The following is a 15506-nucleotide window of genomic DNA, read 5'->3' on the forward strand; positions in this document are numbered from 1 at the left end:
CCGGGGCACGCGAAACCGGTGTCGTAGTGTGGAGAGGTCACGGGAGCCCGGTGAGACCGGGCTGAGAGGGGGGCTGCGAGCCCCCGACCGTCCGAACCTGATCCGGGTCATACCGGCGAAGGGAGTTCCCCTCACCATGTCCACCATCCCCACCACCGATGTCGTGGTGGTCGGCGCGGGCGTCGCCGGGCTGTCCGTCGCGTGGCGCGCGCGCACCCGGTACGGGCTGGCCGTCACCGTGGTCGACCCGACCCCCGGCGCGGGCGCCTCGCACGCCGCGGCCGGCATGCTCACCCCCGTCTCCGAACTCCAGTACGGCGAGGAGAGCCTGCTCCGGCTGAGCATCGAATCGGCCCGGCGCTACCCCGAGTTCGCGGCCGAGCTGGCCGAGGCCGCGGGCCTGCCCTCGGGCTATCGCGCGTGCGGCACGATCGCGGTCGCGCTGGACGCGGACGACCGGGCCGTACTCAAGGACCTGCACGCCCACCAGCAGCGCCTGGGCCTGCACTCGTCCTGGCTGACCAGCCGCGAGTGCCGCCGGCTGGAACCGATGTTGTCCCCGGCGATCACCGGCGGCCTGCACGTCGAGGACGACCACCAGATCGACAACCGCCTGCTGGTCGCGGCGCTGCTCGCGGCCTGCGCGCGGGCCGGTGTCGGCTTCGTCCGCGAGCGCGTCGAGCGCGTCCTGGTCGCCGACGAGCGCGCGTACGGCGTGCGGTTGCCCGACGGGCGCGACCTGATCGCGGATCAGGTGCTGCTCGCGGCGGGCGCCCGCTCGGCGCTGATCCCCGGTCTGCCGCCGGAGGCGGTCCCGCCGGTGCGCCCGGTCAAGGGCGAGATCCTGCGCCTGAGGGTGCCGCCGGCCCTGCTGCCGCTGCTGTCCCGCAACGTCCGGGGCGTGGTCAAGGGCGGCAGCATGTACCTGGTGCCGCGCGCGGACGGCGAACTGGTGATCGGCGCGACCGAGCACGAACTCGGGCACGACACCGAGGTCACCGCCGGCGGCGTGTACGAACTCCTGCGCGACGCGCACGAACTCGTCCCCGGCATCACCGAACTGCCTTTGGTGGAGACGCTCGCCGGGCTGCGCCCCGGCAGCCCGGACAACGCGCCGATCCTGGGCCGCTCCGCGCTGGCCGGCCTGGTGGTGGCCACCGGCCACTACCGGCACGGCATCCTGCTCACCCCGATCACCGCCGACACCGTGGCCGAGGCGCTCGCGCACGGCACCACCCCCGAACTCATCGAGCCCTTCGGGCCCGACCGCTTCGCGAGCGCCGCCCGAGAGGTGATGGCATGAACGACATCGAGGTCTCCGTCAACGGCGACCGGCGCCGCGTCGCGGACGGCACCACCGTCGCCGACCTCGTGGCCACGCTGACCACCGCCGCCAAGGGCGTCGCGGTCGCGGTGGACGAGTCGGTGGTGCCGCGCGGCGCGTGGGCCGAGACCGTGCTCGACGCGGGCAGCCGCGTCGAGGTGCTGACCGCCGTCCAGGGAGGATGACCGGCATGGCCGACGACAAGCTGGTGATCGGCGGCGAGTCCTTCACGTCGCGGCTGATCACCGGGACCGGCGGCGCGCCGAGCCTGGAGATCCTGGAGCAGGCGCTGATCGCGTCGGGCACCGAGATCACCACGGTGGCGATGCGCCGCGTGGATCCGGGGACCGCGGGCTCGGTGCTGGGCGTGCTGCGCCGGTTGGGCATCCGGGTGTTGCCCAACACCGCGGGGTGCTTCACCTCGGGCGAGGCGGTGCTGACCGCGCGGTTGGCCCGGGAAGCGCTGGAGACCGATTGGGTCAAGCTGGAAGTGGTCGCCGACGAGCGCACGTTGCTGCCGGACGGGGTGGAACTCGTGGACGCCGCCGAACGGTTGGTCGACGACGGCTTCCGGGTGCTGGCATACACCAACGACGACCCGGTGCTCGCGCGCCGGCTCGAGCAGGTGGGCTGCGTGGCGGTGATGCCGCTCGGGTCGCCGATCGGTTCGGGGCTGGGCATCCGCAACCCGCACAACATCCGGCTGATCACCGAGCAGGCCAAGGTCCCGGTGGTGCTGGACGCGGGCCTGGGCACCGCCTCCGACGCGGCGCTCGCGATGGAGCTGGGCTGCGACGCGGTGATGCTCGCGACGGCGGTCACCCGGGCGCAGTCGCCGCGGTTGATGGCCGAGGCGATGCGGCACGCGGTGGACGGCGGCCGGCTCGCCTACCGCGCCGGGCGGATCCCGATGCGGCACCACGCGCACGCGTCGTCACCGATGGCCGGCATGCTGGAGACGAGCCCCGAGCACCCCGCCTTCTGATCCGGCCGCACGATCGGTGCGGCCTTCCTCGGACGGGGAACCATGGGGAAGACCGTCGGCGTCCACAAGGCAGTGGACCCTACACTCCTGAACATGGACACGACCTTGAATGATCCGCTCGTCGGGCGGCTGCTCGACGGTCGATACCGGGTCGATGCCCGAGTTGCCGCGGGTGGCATGGCCACGGTGTATCGGGCTCTCGACACCCGTCTCGACCGCACCGTCGCCCTCAAGGTGATGCACGCCGGGCTGGCCCAGGACCCGGAGTTCACCCGCCGGTTCATCCTGGAGGCGAAGGCCGCGGCGCGGTTGTCGCACCCCAACGTGGTCAACGTCTTCGACCAGGGCACCGACGGCGCCTTCGCGTACCTGGCGATGGAGTACGTCGAGGGCCGCACGCTGCGCGAATTGCTCCAGGACCTGGGCAACATGACGCCGCGCGAGGCGTTCGGCGTGCTGGAGCCGATGCTGGCGGCGCTGTCCGCGGCGCACCGGGCGGGCTTCGTGCACCGCGACGTCAAGCCGGAGAACGTGCTGATCTCCGACGACGGCGGGATCAAGCTCGGCGACTTCGGGCTGGCCCGGGCGACCAGCACCACCGCCACCGCCGCGACCGGCAAGGTCCTGGTCGGCACGGTCGCCTACCTCGCGCCGGAGCAGGTCGAGCGAGGCGAGTCCAGCCCGCGCTCGGACGTGTACGCGGCGGGCGTGGTGCTCTACGAGATGCTCACCGGCCGGCAGCCGCACCACGGCGCGACCGCGGTCGAGGTGATCTACAAGCACGTGCACGCGGACGTGCCGGCGCCCTCGCTCGCGGTGCCGGGCCTGTCGCACGCGCTGGACACGCTGGTACGCACCGCCACCGTGCGCGACCCGGAGCAGCGGCCGAACGACGCCGAGACGCTGCTGGGCCTGGTCCGCCGGACCCGGCACGCGATGCCGGACACGGAGCTGGACTTCGGCGCGGCACTGCGTCTGCCGCCGCCGCCCGAGCCGATCCACGACAACGCCACGAGCGTGTTCCGGGCGGGCGAGGTGATGTTGCCGCCGCACCTGGCACCGCTCGGACTGAGCGTGGACTCGATGGAGGACGAGCAGGCGCGCTACGGCGGCGGCGCGTACGACGAGCCCTATGCGGCGGAGCACCACGAGTACGCCCCGGCCGCCGAGGCGCCCCCGGATACTCCCGGCGGCGGCTATCCGCAGCAGCCCAAGCTGCCCGGTCGGCGCCGCCGGCGCGGGCCCTCGCGCGGGATGATCGTGCTCGCCGTGGTGCTGCTCGTCGCCGCCGCGATCGGCGGCGGTGCGTGGTGGTACGGCTCGGGTCGCTACTCCGACGTGCCGGGTGTGCTGAACATGACCCAGGCCGACGCCGAGCGCAAACTCGAGTCCGCGGGCCTGAAGGTCGAGTACGTCGGCGACGGGGAGTTCAGCGAGATCACCGCCAAGGGCTCGGTGTTGTCCACCGACCCCGCCCCGGGCAAGAACGTGCTCAGCGGCTCGAAGGTCAAGGTCAAGCTGTCCAAGGGCCCGGAGCGGCACGTGGTGCCCGCGCTGGTGAACCTGAAGCTCGAGGACGCCAAGAAGGCGCTCGCCGACGCGAGCCTGAAACCCGGCACCGAGACCAAGACCGCGAGCAGTAAGCCGCCCGGCACCGTGGTCGGCAGCCAACCGGCCGCCGGCGAGCCGCTCCAGCGGGACAGCGTGGTGGCCCTGGTGGTCAGCCGCGGCCCGGACACCGTGGTCCCGGACCTGACCGGGCTCAGCGTGGACGAGGCCAAGGCCAGGTTCCAGCCGGCGACCGGGGTGAGCGTCGAGGTGGATCCGACCCAGCAGTTCTCGGACACCGTGCCGGTCGGCCGGATCATGTCCTTCGCCCCGGGAACGAACGCGACCGTGCCTTTCGGCACCCGGATCACCGTGGTGTTGTCCAAGGGACCGGACCTGGTCCAGGTGCCGCCGGTGACCGGGATGAACCCGGACGACGCGGCCCGGGCGCTGCAGGCCGTCGGGCTGCGGGTGAACAACCGGATGATCCCGCTGATCCCGGCCAACGTCGGCAAGCAGGATCCGGCGGCGGGTTCGATGGTCAAGCGCAACAGCGAGGTCTTCATCTCGAACTTCTAGGGCGTGTCTTCGGTCCCCCGTCGCGGAGCTCGGCGGGGGACCGAGCACACACCCTGGCCCGGCACCACGAAGGCCCCGCTCCCTCGACACGTGGTCGGGGAGCGGGGCCTTCGGTCGTTCGCCCGCGGGCACGGCTCAGGTCAGCGCCGGGCCCTCGCCGCTCTCCTCCTGGTAGGAGTAGCGCTGCTCCCGCCACGGGTCACCGATGTTGTGGTAGCCCCGCTCCTCCCAGAAGCCGCGCTTGTCGGCCACCATGTACTCGATCCCGCGCACCCACTTGGGGCCCTTCCAGGCGTACAGGTGCGGCACGATCAGCCGGACCGGGAACCCGTGCTCGGCGGTGAGCGGCTCGCCGTTGTGATGGGTGGCCAGGATGGTCTGGTCGTTGGCGAAGTCGAACATGCGCAGGTTCGAGCTGAAGCCGTACTCCGCCCACACCATCGCGTGGGTGACCTCCGGCGCCGGCGGGGCGATCTCCAGCAGCTTGGCGACGGTCAGCCCGCTCCACTCGTTGCCGAGCATGCTGAACTTGGTCACGCAGTGGAAGTCGGCGACGACGGTGTCGTGCGGCAGCGCCGAGAACTCGTCGTAGTTCCAGCAGTGCTTGTCCCCCGAGGCGGTCGCGCCGAAGACGCGGAAGTCCCATATCTCGGGCTTGAACCGAGGGACCGGTCCGTAGTGCAGAACGGGCCATCCGCGCTGGATTCGCTGGCCCGGCGGAAGTCGCGGATCGCGGTCCGGAGCCTCGGTTCCACCTTGTGCCGCTTCCGTATGCCCCATACCTCACATGGTCCCAGACGCCCCGACCAACTCACGACCGCCCCCGCGCGCCCCGAACCCCGCGCGCGGCACCCGATCCGGTCCCTGCGCCGGGGAATCCCGAGCCGACCGACCGTGGTGGGACATGTTCGACATTGCAAGGCAAGGCTGCCCTTCGTGGCGGATGAGCTACCAAAAGTGACAGGATTCGAGGGAAAACCGCCTCATGCGCGCTCGGGGTTCCCCCGTGTCCCACCCACACCGGAAGGTGCGTCGCGATGCACAGTGACCCGCAGATCATCGAGCTCCTGAACGAACAGCTCACGGCGGAGCTCACCGCGATCAACCAGTACTTCCTGCACGCGAAGATGCAGGAGCACCGGGGCTACATCAAGCTCGCGGCCTGGACCCGCCACGAGTCCATCGACGAGATGAAGCACGCCGAGAAGCTCACCGACCGCATCCTGATGCTCGAGGGACTGCCGAACTACCAGCGACTGAACGCGCTGCGCATCGGCCAGAACCTGGAGGAGATGTTCCGCGCCGACCTGGCGGTGGAGATGGAGGCCGTCGAGCGGCTGCGGCGCGGCATCCCGTTGATGCGCGAGAAGGGCGACGTGACCTCGGCCAACATCTTCGAGGAGATCCTGGCCGACGAGGAGGAGCACGTCGACTACCTGGAGACGCAGCTCGCCCTGCTCTCCGAGGTGGGCGAGCAGCTCTACATCGCGGGCCTGCTCAAGCAGCCGAACGAGAGCTGACCGGCGGCTCGGGACATTCCCGGATGCGATCGGGCAACCGCTCGGATTGTGTTACCGATCACCCGGTATTCCCCCCGGCGAACGCTGAGGTTACCCTTACCTAAGTAACCTCGCCGCTGGGGGGAAATCTCCGTGTACGTCTGCATGTGTTTCGGTGTCACCGACAAACAGGTGAACGACCGGATTGCCGATGGCGCGCGCACCATGCGTGAGATAGCCCAGTCCTGCGGCGGTGCCGGCACCGACTGCGGGCGTTGCGTCAAGAGCATCACCGCGATGTTGCCGCGCGACGAGTCGCGCCGCCGCCGGCGCGAGTTGTGCGGCGAGACCGAGACGTGCGCGACCCCCTGCGGGACCGCCCCGGCCCCCGAGCCGGTCCCGCTGCCGATGCCCGCGGTCGCCGCCTCGGCCGTGCCCGACAACGTGGTCCCGCTGCGCCGGCACTCCGCCGCCTGATCGGCGCCCCTGATCAGCCCTTCGCCGCCTGCGCGATCGCCGTCGCGGCACGCGCGCACCCGGCCGCGTCCACGTCCATGTGCGTGACCAGCCTGATCAGCCGAGGCCCGAACGGCGACACCAGCACACCCTCCGCACGGCAGCGCTCCGCCACCGCCGCCGCGTCCGGCTGCCCCTCCCCCAGTTCGACCAGCACGATGTTGGTCTCCGGGTCGAGTACCGCGAAGCCCGCGTCGCGCAGCAGATCGGCCAACCCCCGCGCGTGCTCGTGGTCCTCCGCCAGCCGCTCGACGTGGTGCTCGAGCGCGTACAGTCCGCCCGCCGCGAGGATGCCCGCCTGGCGCAGCCCGCCGCCCATCCGGTGCCGCATCCGACGCGCCTCGGCCTCGTACTCGGCGGGCAGCAGCAGCACCGAACCGGCCGGAGCGCCCAGCCCCTTGGACAGACACACGCTGAGCGTGTCGAACAGCGCGCCGTAGGCCCGCAGTGGTGTACCGGTCGCCACGTGCGCGTTCCAGATCCGCGCTCCGTCGCAGTGCAGCGGCAGTGCGTACCCGTGCACCAGGTCGCGGATCGCGGTCAACCGCTCCAGCGGGTACACCGAGCCGCCGCCCCGGTTGTGCGTCTGCTCGACCGCGACCATGCGGGTGCCGACGGTGTACGCGTTGTCCACCCGGATCAGCCGGGCCAGGTCGGCGACCTCCAGCAGGCCGCGCGGGCTGAGCGTGGTCCGGGTCTGCACACCGCCGTGCCAGGCCGCCGCGGCGTCCTCGTGCGCGACGATGTGCGCGTCGGCGTCCAGGACGAGTTCGCCGCCCGGCGGCACGGCCAACCGCACGGCGAGCTGGTTGGCCATCACCCCGGTCGGGGCGAACAGCGCGAAGGAGTGCCCGAACAGATCCGCGACGTACTCCTCCAGCGCCCGGACGGTCGGATCCTCGGCGTAGACGTCGTCGCCGACCTCGGCGTTCGCCATCGCCGCGCGCATCGCGGGGCCGGGCTTGGTGACGGTGTCGCTGCGCAGGTCCGTGAAGGTCATACCGGCAGCATTACAGACGCGCCGAAGGGCGAACCCCCGGGAGGGTCCGCCCTTCGACGATCGTGGTGATCCGCGCGCGGTCAGCTCTTGCGGTACATCTCCGCGACCAGGAACGCCAGGTCGAGCGACTGGCTGCGGTTCAGCCGCGGGTCGCACGCCGTCTCGTAGCGCTGGTGCAGGTCGTCGACGAAGATCTCGTCGCCGCCGCCCACGCACTCGGTGACGTCGTCACCGGTGAGCTCGACGTGGATGCCGCCCGGGTGGGTACCGAGCGCCCGGTGCACCTCGAAGAAGCCCTTGACCTCGTCGAGGACGTCGTCGAAGCTGCGGGTCTTGTGTCCGCTGGAGGCCTCGAACGTGTTGCCGTGCATCGGGTCGGACACCCACACCGGATGGGCGCCGGCCGCGGCCACCTTCTCCACCAGGGCCGGGAGGTTGTCCCGGACCTTGCCCGCGCCCATCCGGACGATGAAGGTCAGTCGGCCCGGCTCGCGGTTGGGGTCCAGCTTGTCGATCAGCGCGAGCGCGTCCTCGGGCGAGGTGGTCGGGCCGAGCTTGACGCCGATCGGGTTGCGGATCCGGGAGGCGAACTCGACGTGCGCGCCGTCGAGCTGCCGGGTCCGCTCGCCGATCCAGACCATGTGGCCGGAGACGTCGTACAGGTCGCCGGTGCGCGAGTCCACCCGGGTCAGCGCGTCCTCGTAGTCCAGGATCAGCGCCTCGTGGCTGGCGTAGAACTCCACGGTGCGGAATTCCTCGGGGTCGGTCCCGCACGCGTGCATGAACCGCATCGCGCCGTCGATCTCGGCCGCGAGCCGCTCGTAGCGCTCGCCCGAGGGCGAGAGCGCGACGAAGTCCTGGTTCCACGCGTGCACCTGACGCAGGTCCGCGTAACCGCCCGTGGTGAACGCGCGGACCAGGTTCAGCGTCGCGGAGGACGAGTGGTACATGCGCTTGAGCCGCTCGGGGTCCGGCGTGCGCGCGGCCTCGGTGAAGGCCAGCTCGTTGACCGCGTCGCCCCGGTAGGACGGCAGGGTCACCCCGTCGCGGGTCTCCATGCCGCTGGAGCGCGGCTTGGAGTACTGACCGGCCATGCGGCCGACCTTGACCACCGGCACCGAGGCCGCGTAGGTCAGCACGACGGCCATCTGGAGCAGGGTCTTGAGCTTGTTCTTGATCGCGTCTGCGGTGTTGCCGACGAAGGTCTCCGCGCAGTCGCCGCCCTGGAGCAGGAACGCTTCGCCCTTCGCCACCGACGCGAGCCGACCACGAAGCTGGTCGCACTCGCCGGCGAAGACGAGCGGCGGATAGGAACGGAGGTCCGCGAGGGCGGAGCCCAGGGCCTCGTTGTCCGGCCACTCGGGCTGTTGGGCCGCCGGGAGGGTACGCCAGGATTCGATGTCGTTCAGGGTCACCGCTCAAGACTAAGCGGAGAGGCAACCCGATTGAGTCCACCGCCCGGAGAGCGAGACGCCGACTCGGCCCGCCCGATATGGTGAGGCCGTGATCGCGATCAATCTCCATCGGAGTTCCTGGTGGCCCGTCCCTGCGGCGGCCCACTGACTTCGCGATCACCTTGACGATCCGACGGCCGCCCGGCAGGGCGGCCCTTTGTTTTTCCCGGACCGGGCGGACCTCCGCCCCGGCCGGGGCGGACAACCGGCGGATCGCCCGGTCGGGAGGGCGTCTCTTCCCCACCGAGGAGCACCCATGCGCACCGCCGACGCCCTGTCCCCGCTGTTCCGCGACGCCCCGCCGCCCTTCGCGCTGATCCGGCGCGAGCACTCGGCCGAGGTCGAACTGCTCACCGGCGAGATCGTCGACGTCCGAGACCTCGACGACCTGCCGCTGCCGGCCGCCGGCGGACCCGGCCACGAACTGCTCGCCCTGGTGCCCTACGCGCAGATCCGCGAGCGCGGGTTCGAGCATCACCAAGACGGCACGCCGCTGTGCTGCCTGAAGGTCACCGAGCAGCGCCTGCTGCCCCTGGACGAAGTGCTGGCGGCGCTGCCGCGGGTGCCGGTCGAACTGCGCGGCGGCGGCTTCGACGTGGACGACGAGACGTACGCCACCATCGTCAAGCGGGTGATCGAGGACGAGATCGGCCGCGGCGAGGGCGCCAACTTCGTCATCCGGCGCGACTACCGCGATCACATCGAGGGGTACACGCCGGCCTCCGCGGGCACCCTGCTGCACCGGCTGCTGACCCGGGAGAGCGGCGCGTACTGGACCTACCTGATCCACACCGGCGACCTCACCCTGGTCGGCGCCAGTCCGGAGCGGCACGTCAGCTCGGTGGGCGGCGAGGTGGTGATGAACCCGATCAGCGGGACCTACCGGCACCCGGCCGAGGGGCCCTCGCGCGAGGGGCTGATGGCGTTCCTGCGCGATCCCAAGGAGATCGACGAGCTGTTCATGGTCGTCGACGAGGAACTCAAGATGATGAGCGCGGTGTGCGACCTCGGCGGCGCGGTCGAGGGCCCGTTCCTCAAGCCGATGGGCCACCTCACGCACACCGAGTACCTGCTGCGCGGGATCACCTCGCACGACGTCGCCGCGGTGCTGCGCGGCACCATGTTCGCGCCGACGGTGACCGGGAGCCCGCTGGAGAACGCGTGCCGGGTGATCCGCCGACACGAGCCGACCGGGCGCGGCTACTACTCCGGCGTGCTCGCGCTGATCGGGCGCGACGACGAGGGGCGGCGCACGCTGGACGCGCCGATCCTGATCCGGACCGCGTACATCACCCCCGACGGCGGCCTGCGGGTGCCCGCCGGCGCCACCCTGGTCCGGCATTCCAGGCCCGCGGACGAGGTCGCCGAGACGCACGCCAAGGCGGCCGGGGTGCTGGCCGCGCTCGGTGTGGTGCCGGCCGCCGAGCGGGCGGCGGGCCCGGCGCTCGCGGCCGATCCCGAGGTCGGCGCGCTGTTGGCCGCGCGCAACACCGCGCTCGCGCCGTTCTGGCTCCGGCCCCGGGACGAGAGCGCGCTGCGCGCCCCGGAACTGGCCGGCCGCGGGGTGCTGGTGGTGGACGGCGAGGACACCTTCACCGCGATGCTCGCGCACGTGCTGCGCACCCTCGGCCTGCACGTGGAGCTGCGCTCGTACGACGACGTCACCTCGCGCCGGGTGCGCGCCGCGGAACTGGTCGTGCTCGGCCCGGGTCCGGGCGACCCCAGGGACACCGCGCACCGCAAGATCCGGCTGATGGGCGCACTGCTGCGCACCCGCCTGGACGCGGGCGGACCGCTGCTCGCGGTCTGCCTGGGCCATCAGCTCCTGGCGCACGAGCTGGGTCTGGAGCTGGTCCGCAAGCCGCGGCCGTATCAGGGCAAGCAGGTCGAGATCGACCTGTTCGGTCGGCCGGAGCGGGTCGGCTTCTACAACGCGTTCGCGGCCGTGCGGCCGGCCGGCGGCGTAGCCAACGTCGAGTTCGCCGCGGATCCGGAGAGCGGGCAGGTGCACGCGCTGCGGTCGAGCCGGATGCGGCTCGCGGGCGTGCAGTTCCACCCGGAGTCGGTGCTCACCCACAACGGCCTGGGCATCGTGCGGGAGTTGCTCGCCGGGCTGTGAGGTCCGTCGCGCACGCGCGCACGCGCCCGCCCGAGGCGCCCGGCCCGGGACGGCCGGGCGCACGGGGGACGCGGCCGGTCCGGGCGGTCGAAGGCGGTCCCGGGTGGTCCCAGGCGATCCGAGGCGATCCGAGGCGATCCGAGACGGTCGGTCCGAGGCGCGCCCGCGGGGGTCGCCGACCGGCCGGGACCGGCCCCTTCGTCGCACCGGCGTGCGACCATAATCGCGTTGCTCGCCGCGGTACGACGGAGGATGCTCGACCCCGTTCGTTGACCGGTTTCCAGTGGAGGGGGTTCCCGTGGGCTCCGATTGTCCGCCGCACGACCCCGTCGACTGGAGCGGTCGCAAACGTTGCCGCAAATGCGGAGTGACCTTCGGCGGGCCGCGCCCGCTGCCACCGTCACCACCGGAAGCCGATGGCTGATCCGCCGCTTCCGCCGCCGAACTTCCATACGGCGCCGCGTACTTTGTGGGACGAACTGCCCACGGACGCGCGCGCCGCGGTCGAACGGTGTGCGGGACGCGTGCTGGCCGTCGCCACCGTGTGGGCCGGATTCAACTGCGAGTTCGCCGCGACCGTGACCACCGAACACTCCCGCTACTTCGTCAAGGGCGTCCCGCGCGATCACCCGGCGGTGTCGCAACAACGCGTCGAGGCCCGGATCGCGCCGCACGTGGGCGCCGTGTCGCCGAGGTTGCGCTGGGAGATCCGGCTCGACGACTGGGTGCTCCTGGGCTTCGACCACATCGTCGGCCGACACGCCGACTTCGCACCGGGCACGGCGGATCTGCCGCTGGTCGCGGACGCGTTGCGCCGACTCGGCCGGGTCGCCGTCCGCGATCTGCCGCTGCCGCGGATCGAGGAGCGCTGGCGTCCGCTGCTCACCGGTCGTCAGCTCGAACTCCTGCGCGGCGAGAGCTTGTTGCACACCGATCTACACCCGCACAACGTGCTGATCAACGATCGCGGCCCCCGGGCCTACCTGGTCGACTGGGCCCAGCCCGCCCGGGGCCCCGCCTGGATCGAGGTCACCCTGGTGGCCAGCCGGCTGATGGACGAGGGGCACACCGCCGAACAGGCGGCCTCCTGGGCGGATCGGTTCGCCTGCTGGCGCACGGTCTCCCGGGAGGCGATGGAGACCTTCGTGTTCGCCGCCACCAACCAGTGCTCGCGCGGGATCGGCGCCACCCACGCGGCCCCGTGGAACGCCCGGTTGACCGCGCTGGCCGAGGCCCGCGCGGCCCGCGCCCACCTGCGGGCATGCCCACCGCGCACGACCCGCTCCCCCGCCCACCGGACGGCGGAGTGACCCGGATCCCCCGAACCACCCGAACCCACCCCCCGGAGGTACGAATGCCCGAACTCGACGCAACGACCAGTCCCCGCAAGTGGGTTGCCGACCAGGCCCGGCTCTACGAGGAATCCGGCGGCACCAAGGGCGTGACGATGCAGGGCGCGCCGTGCCTGCTCCTGGACACGCTGGGCCGCAAGAGCGGCGTCTGGCGCCGCACCGTGCTGATCTACGGGCGCGACGGCGAGGACTACCTGATCGTGGCCTCGCTCGGCGGCTCGGACCACCACCCGCTGTGGTACCTGAACCTGACCGCCGAACCCCGAGTCCGCCTGCGGGTGGCCACCGAGCGCTTCGCCGCCACCGCCGAGACGCTGACCCCCGCCGAGAAGGCGCGGGTGTGGCCGCATCTGGTCGAGGTGTTCGCGCCCTACGCGGGTTACCAGGACAAGACCCGGCGGGACATCCCGGTGATCCGGCTGCGCCGCGCGGGCGATCCGCACGGCTCCTGAGCAGCGGCCCCGGCGTCGGGACCCGACGGCCGGCCCGCATCGCTTATATCGGTGTGGCCCGGCCCGTACCGCCCGGTAGGCTCCGGCCGTTCGAACCTACGGTCGAGCAAGCTCCTTCCTACGACGGGTACCCCGCATGCGCCTGCGCCGCTGTCTCGCCTCGACGGCCCTCCTCGTGCTTCTCGGGTCGCCGACCGGGCACGCGGCGCCGGTCCCCGACCCCACGCCCGTGCAGGAACCGCCGATCGGGCAGGTGGTCGAGGTGCGCGGGATGCCGGACCGGATCCGACCCGCGGCTCCCGTCGAACTCACCGCGAGCGCGCACAACACCGGCGAGATCCCGCTGCTGCTGGAACCGCGGGTGGAGATCACCGGCGCCACCGGGCGACTGGCCGCCGAGCAGGTGCGCCTGGAGATACCGGATCCGGTGCACGCGGGCTGGACCCCGACCCCGTTGGACCCGGAGGGCGGCGCACGACTGCCCTTCCCGGGTCCGGGCGCGATCGACGCGACCTCGGGTCGCCTGGCGCCCGGCGCCTCGGTCGAGTTCCGGCTGCGGTTCACCATCGCGGCGAACGTGCCCGCGCAGTTCGTACAGGTGCTGGTGGGCGGCCGACCCACACCCCCGGGCGCCGGTGACGAGCCGCGCTTCGTGATCGGCTACGCGGCCGACTCCGCGCTGCTGGGACCGGACGGGGCCATGCCCACGCGTCCGCCGGATCCCGGTGGAACCCGCTCCCCGTCGGTGCCGGACGCGGGCACGGAGCACCTCGGCGGCACCGCCAAGGTGGTGCCGACCGCGCGGCGCTCCGACGGGCCGACGTTCGACCTGGTGGGCGTGCCCGGTTGGCTGCGCGCGGGGGCCGGTGCCGCCGAGTTCCGGGTCACCTTCGGCAACGACACCGACCGGATCATCCCCGGGGTGCGTCCGGAACTGGTGTTCACCAGCGGCCAGTCCCCGATCACGCCGCAGCAGTTGGTGGTCGAGGCGTACGACGACCACGACCGGGGCTGGCTCCCGGTGCCGCTCGCGGTGCTCACCGACCCCGCCAACGGACGCGACGCGCACCTGGTCGGCGAGTTGACGCCCAAACCGTGGGACGGCCGGCGGCCGCTGCCGCCGGGCGAGCTCACCGCGATCACGGTGCGTGTGTCGATCCCGACCGGCTCGCCGGTGGCGGGCGGCGACCTCGCGGTGCTGGTCGGCGGTGGCGCGCCGGAGGGAACCGACCGCGCACTCGCCTCGCGCAGCGACTTCCGGGTGTTCCACGTGCCCAACGCCGGGGTGCCGCCCCGCCCGCCCAAGCTGCGCCCGGAACTGCCGCCGACCGCCCCGGACTCGGCGGCCGGGCAGCGCGAGGAGGACGAGGACGACACCTCCACCCTCGCCACCGTCGCGATCTGGGTCGTCCTGGCCGGCGTCGGGGCGACGATCGTGTACTTCGCCCGCAGGAACCGCCGGCAAGGCGCCGGAATCGAGCCCGATCCCGGCGCCTGACCGAACCCGCCCGTCGCGCGCCCGCGCGGCGGGCCGGCAGTGGTACGCCGTGGTTCGGCGCAGGATCCGCGGCGAACGCGCGGTGGTTCGGCGACGGATCAGCCGAACAACACCTTCGCCTCCTCGTACAGGGCCGGCGGCACGGTCTTGAGCTCGCGGGTCGCCTCCTCCAGCGGCACGGTCACCACGTCCGTCCCGCGCAGCGCGACCATCCTGCCCCAGTCGCCCGCATTCACCGCGTCGATCGCGTGGAAGCCGAACCGGGTGGCCAACCACCGGTCGAACGCGGTGGGAGTGCCGCCGCGCTGCACGTGGCCGAGCACCGTGGTGCGCGCCTCGTGGCCGGTGCGCTTCTCGATCTCCGTGGCCAGCCAGTCGCCGATGCCGGACAGCTTGACGTGGCCGAACGCGTCCAGCGTCTGGTCCTTGGTGACCATCTGACCGGCCAGCGGGATGGCGCCCTCGGCGACCACGATGATCGGCGCGTAGTTGGTGCGGAACCGGCTGTCCACCCAGGCGCAGACCTCTTCGACGTCGAAGTTCTGCTCCGGGATCAGGATCACGTTCGCTCCGCCGGCCATCCCCGAGTGGATCGCGATCCAGCCCGCGTGCCGGCCCATCACCTCGACGATCAGCACCCGGCGGTGCGACTCGGCGGTGGTGTGCAGTCGGTCGATCGCCTCGGTGGCGATGTTGACCGCGGTGTCGAAGCCGAACGTGTAGTCGGTCGCGTTCAGGTCGTTGTCGATGGTCTTGGGCACGCCGACGACCTTGACGTCGTGCTCGTGCAGGCGGGTCGCGACGCCGAGGGTGTCCTCGCCGCCGATCGCCACGAGCGCGTCCACCTCGAGCTTGGCCAGGTTCTCCCGGATCCGCTCGATGCCACGATCGACCTTGATCGGGTTGGTCCGGGACGAGCCCAGGATGGTCCCGCCGCGCGGCAGGATGCCGCGTACGGCCTTGATGTCGAGCGCCATGGTGTCGCCCTCGAGCGGCCCGCGCCAGCCGTCCCGAAAACCGATGAAGTCGTACCCGTAGTCCTGGACGCCCTTGCGGACGACCGCCCGGATCACCGCGTTCAGCCCCGGGCAGTCGCCGCCGCCGGTCAGTACTCCGACACGCATCGAAATCTCCGATTTCTTCCGTCCGGTACGATTCGCGGCCCACGCTACCGGTGCGA

General features: G+C 72.1%; 14 protein-coding genes and 1 riboswitch. Of the genes, 10 read left to right on the forward strand and 4 right to left on the reverse strand.

Going from position 1 to position 15506, the window contains the following annotated elements; translation table 11 throughout:
• Positions 1-29: 29 nt before the first annotated feature.
• A riboswitch (TPP riboswitch) is annotated at positions 30-141 on the forward strand.
• The 4 genes from thiO (at position 137) to pknB (ending at position 4436) form a co-directional block, all read left to right on the forward strand.
• A complete protein-coding gene (gene thiO / locus OG948_RS10900) occupies positions 137-1303 on the forward strand; it encodes a glycine oxidase ThiO (protein WP_406295798.1) in 1167 nt (388 codons plus the stop codon). It overlaps the preceding riboswitch by 5 nt.
• Positions 1300-1509, forward strand: a complete 210-nt coding sequence (gene thiS, locus OG948_RS10905; protein WP_406295800.1) for a sulfur carrier protein ThiS — start codon at positions 1300-1302, stop codon at positions 1507-1509. The genes thiO and thiS overlap by 4 nt, the downstream gene beginning before the upstream one ends.
• 5 nt (positions 1510-1514) lie before the next feature.
• Positions 1515-2309: a thiazole synthase gene (locus OG948_RS10910; protein WP_406295802.1), complete on the forward strand. Its 795-nt coding sequence runs from the start codon at positions 1515-1517 to the stop codon at positions 2307-2309.
• Positions 2310-2402: 93 nt separating this feature from the next.
• Positions 2403-4436, forward strand: coding sequence for a Stk1 family PASTA domain-containing Ser/Thr kinase (gene pknB, locus OG948_RS10915; RefSeq protein WP_406295804.1), 2034 nt, complete (start codon positions 2403-2405; stop codon positions 4434-4436).
• A gap of 135 nt (positions 4437-4571) precedes the next feature.
• On the opposite strand, the gene OG948_RS10920 is transcribed toward pknB, so the two are convergent.
• Positions 4572-5216 carry a sulfite oxidase-like oxidoreductase gene (locus tag OG948_RS10920; RefSeq protein WP_395862375.1) on the reverse strand — a complete coding sequence of 215 codons (645 nt, stop codon included), beginning with the start codon at positions 5214-5216 and terminating at the stop codon, positions 4572-4574.
• Between the two features lie 257 nt (positions 5217-5473).
• Between OG948_RS10920 and bfr the strand changes: the two genes are divergently transcribed.
• Together bfr and OG948_RS10930 are read left to right on the forward strand one after the other, a co-directional pair.
• A complete protein-coding gene (bfr, locus tag OG948_RS10925; protein WP_395862373.1) occupies positions 5474-5956 on the forward strand; it encodes a bacterioferritin in 483 nt (160 codons plus the stop codon).
• Positions 5957-6100: 144 nt separating this feature from the next.
• Positions 6101-6412: a bacterioferritin-associated ferredoxin gene (locus OG948_RS10930; protein ID WP_406300225.1), complete on the forward strand. Its 312-nt coding sequence runs from the start codon at positions 6101-6103 to the stop codon at positions 6410-6412.
• A 13-nt stretch (positions 6413-6425) separates the two neighbouring features.
• Here the strand turns inward: OG948_RS10930 and OG948_RS10935 are convergent, their stop codons facing one another.
• Together OG948_RS10935 and OG948_RS10940 are read right to left on the reverse strand one after the other, a co-directional pair.
• Entirely contained in the window at positions 6426-7451 is a 1026-nt protein-coding gene (locus OG948_RS10935) for a threonine aldolase family protein (RefSeq protein WP_406295806.1), read from the reverse strand.
• An 80-nt stretch (positions 7452-7531) separates the two neighbouring features.
• Complete coding sequence (locus tag OG948_RS10940; protein ID WP_406295808.1) at positions 7532-8866, reverse strand: class II 3-deoxy-7-phosphoheptulonate synthase; 1335 nt, start codon at positions 8864-8866, stop codon at positions 7532-7534.
• Positions 8867-9161: 295 nt separating this feature from the next.
• Here OG948_RS10940 and OG948_RS10945 point away from each other — a divergent pair, with 295 nt between their 5' ends.
• The 4 genes from OG948_RS10945 to OG948_RS10960 all read left to right on the forward strand — a co-directional run bounded on the left by OG948_RS10945 (position 9162) and on the right by OG948_RS10960 (position 14326).
• Positions 9162-11024 carry an anthranilate synthase family protein gene (locus tag OG948_RS10945; protein ID WP_406295810.1) on the forward strand — a complete coding sequence of 621 codons (1863 nt, stop codon included), beginning with the start codon at positions 9162-9164 and terminating at the stop codon, positions 11022-11024.
• Between the two features lie 416 nt (positions 11025-11440).
• Positions 11441-12334, forward strand: coding sequence for a phosphotransferase (locus OG948_RS10950; protein WP_406295811.1), 894 nt, complete (start codon positions 11441-11443; stop codon positions 12332-12334).
• Positions 12335-12378: 44 nt separating this feature from the next.
• Positions 12379-12828: a nitroreductase family deazaflavin-dependent oxidoreductase gene (locus OG948_RS10955; RefSeq protein WP_406295813.1), complete on the forward strand. Its 450-nt coding sequence runs from the start codon at positions 12379-12381 to the stop codon at positions 12826-12828.
• A 136-nt stretch (positions 12829-12964) separates the two neighbouring features.
• On the forward strand, positions 12965-14326 hold the full coding sequence (locus OG948_RS10960; protein ID WP_406295815.1) for a hypothetical protein: 1362 nt from the start codon (positions 12965-12967) through the stop codon (positions 14324-14326).
• A 98-nt stretch (positions 14327-14424) separates the two neighbouring features.
• Here the strand turns inward: OG948_RS10960 and OG948_RS10965 are convergent, their stop codons facing one another.
• A complete protein-coding gene (locus OG948_RS10965; protein ID WP_406295816.1) occupies positions 14425-15450 on the reverse strand; it encodes a 6-phosphofructokinase in 1026 nt (341 codons plus the stop codon).
• Positions 15451-15506: the final 56 nt, after the last annotated feature.

It is taken from the genome of Embleya sp. NBC_00888 (assembly GCF_045207655.1).
GTDB lineage: Bacteria > Actinomycetota > Actinomycetes > Streptomycetales > Streptomycetaceae > Embleya.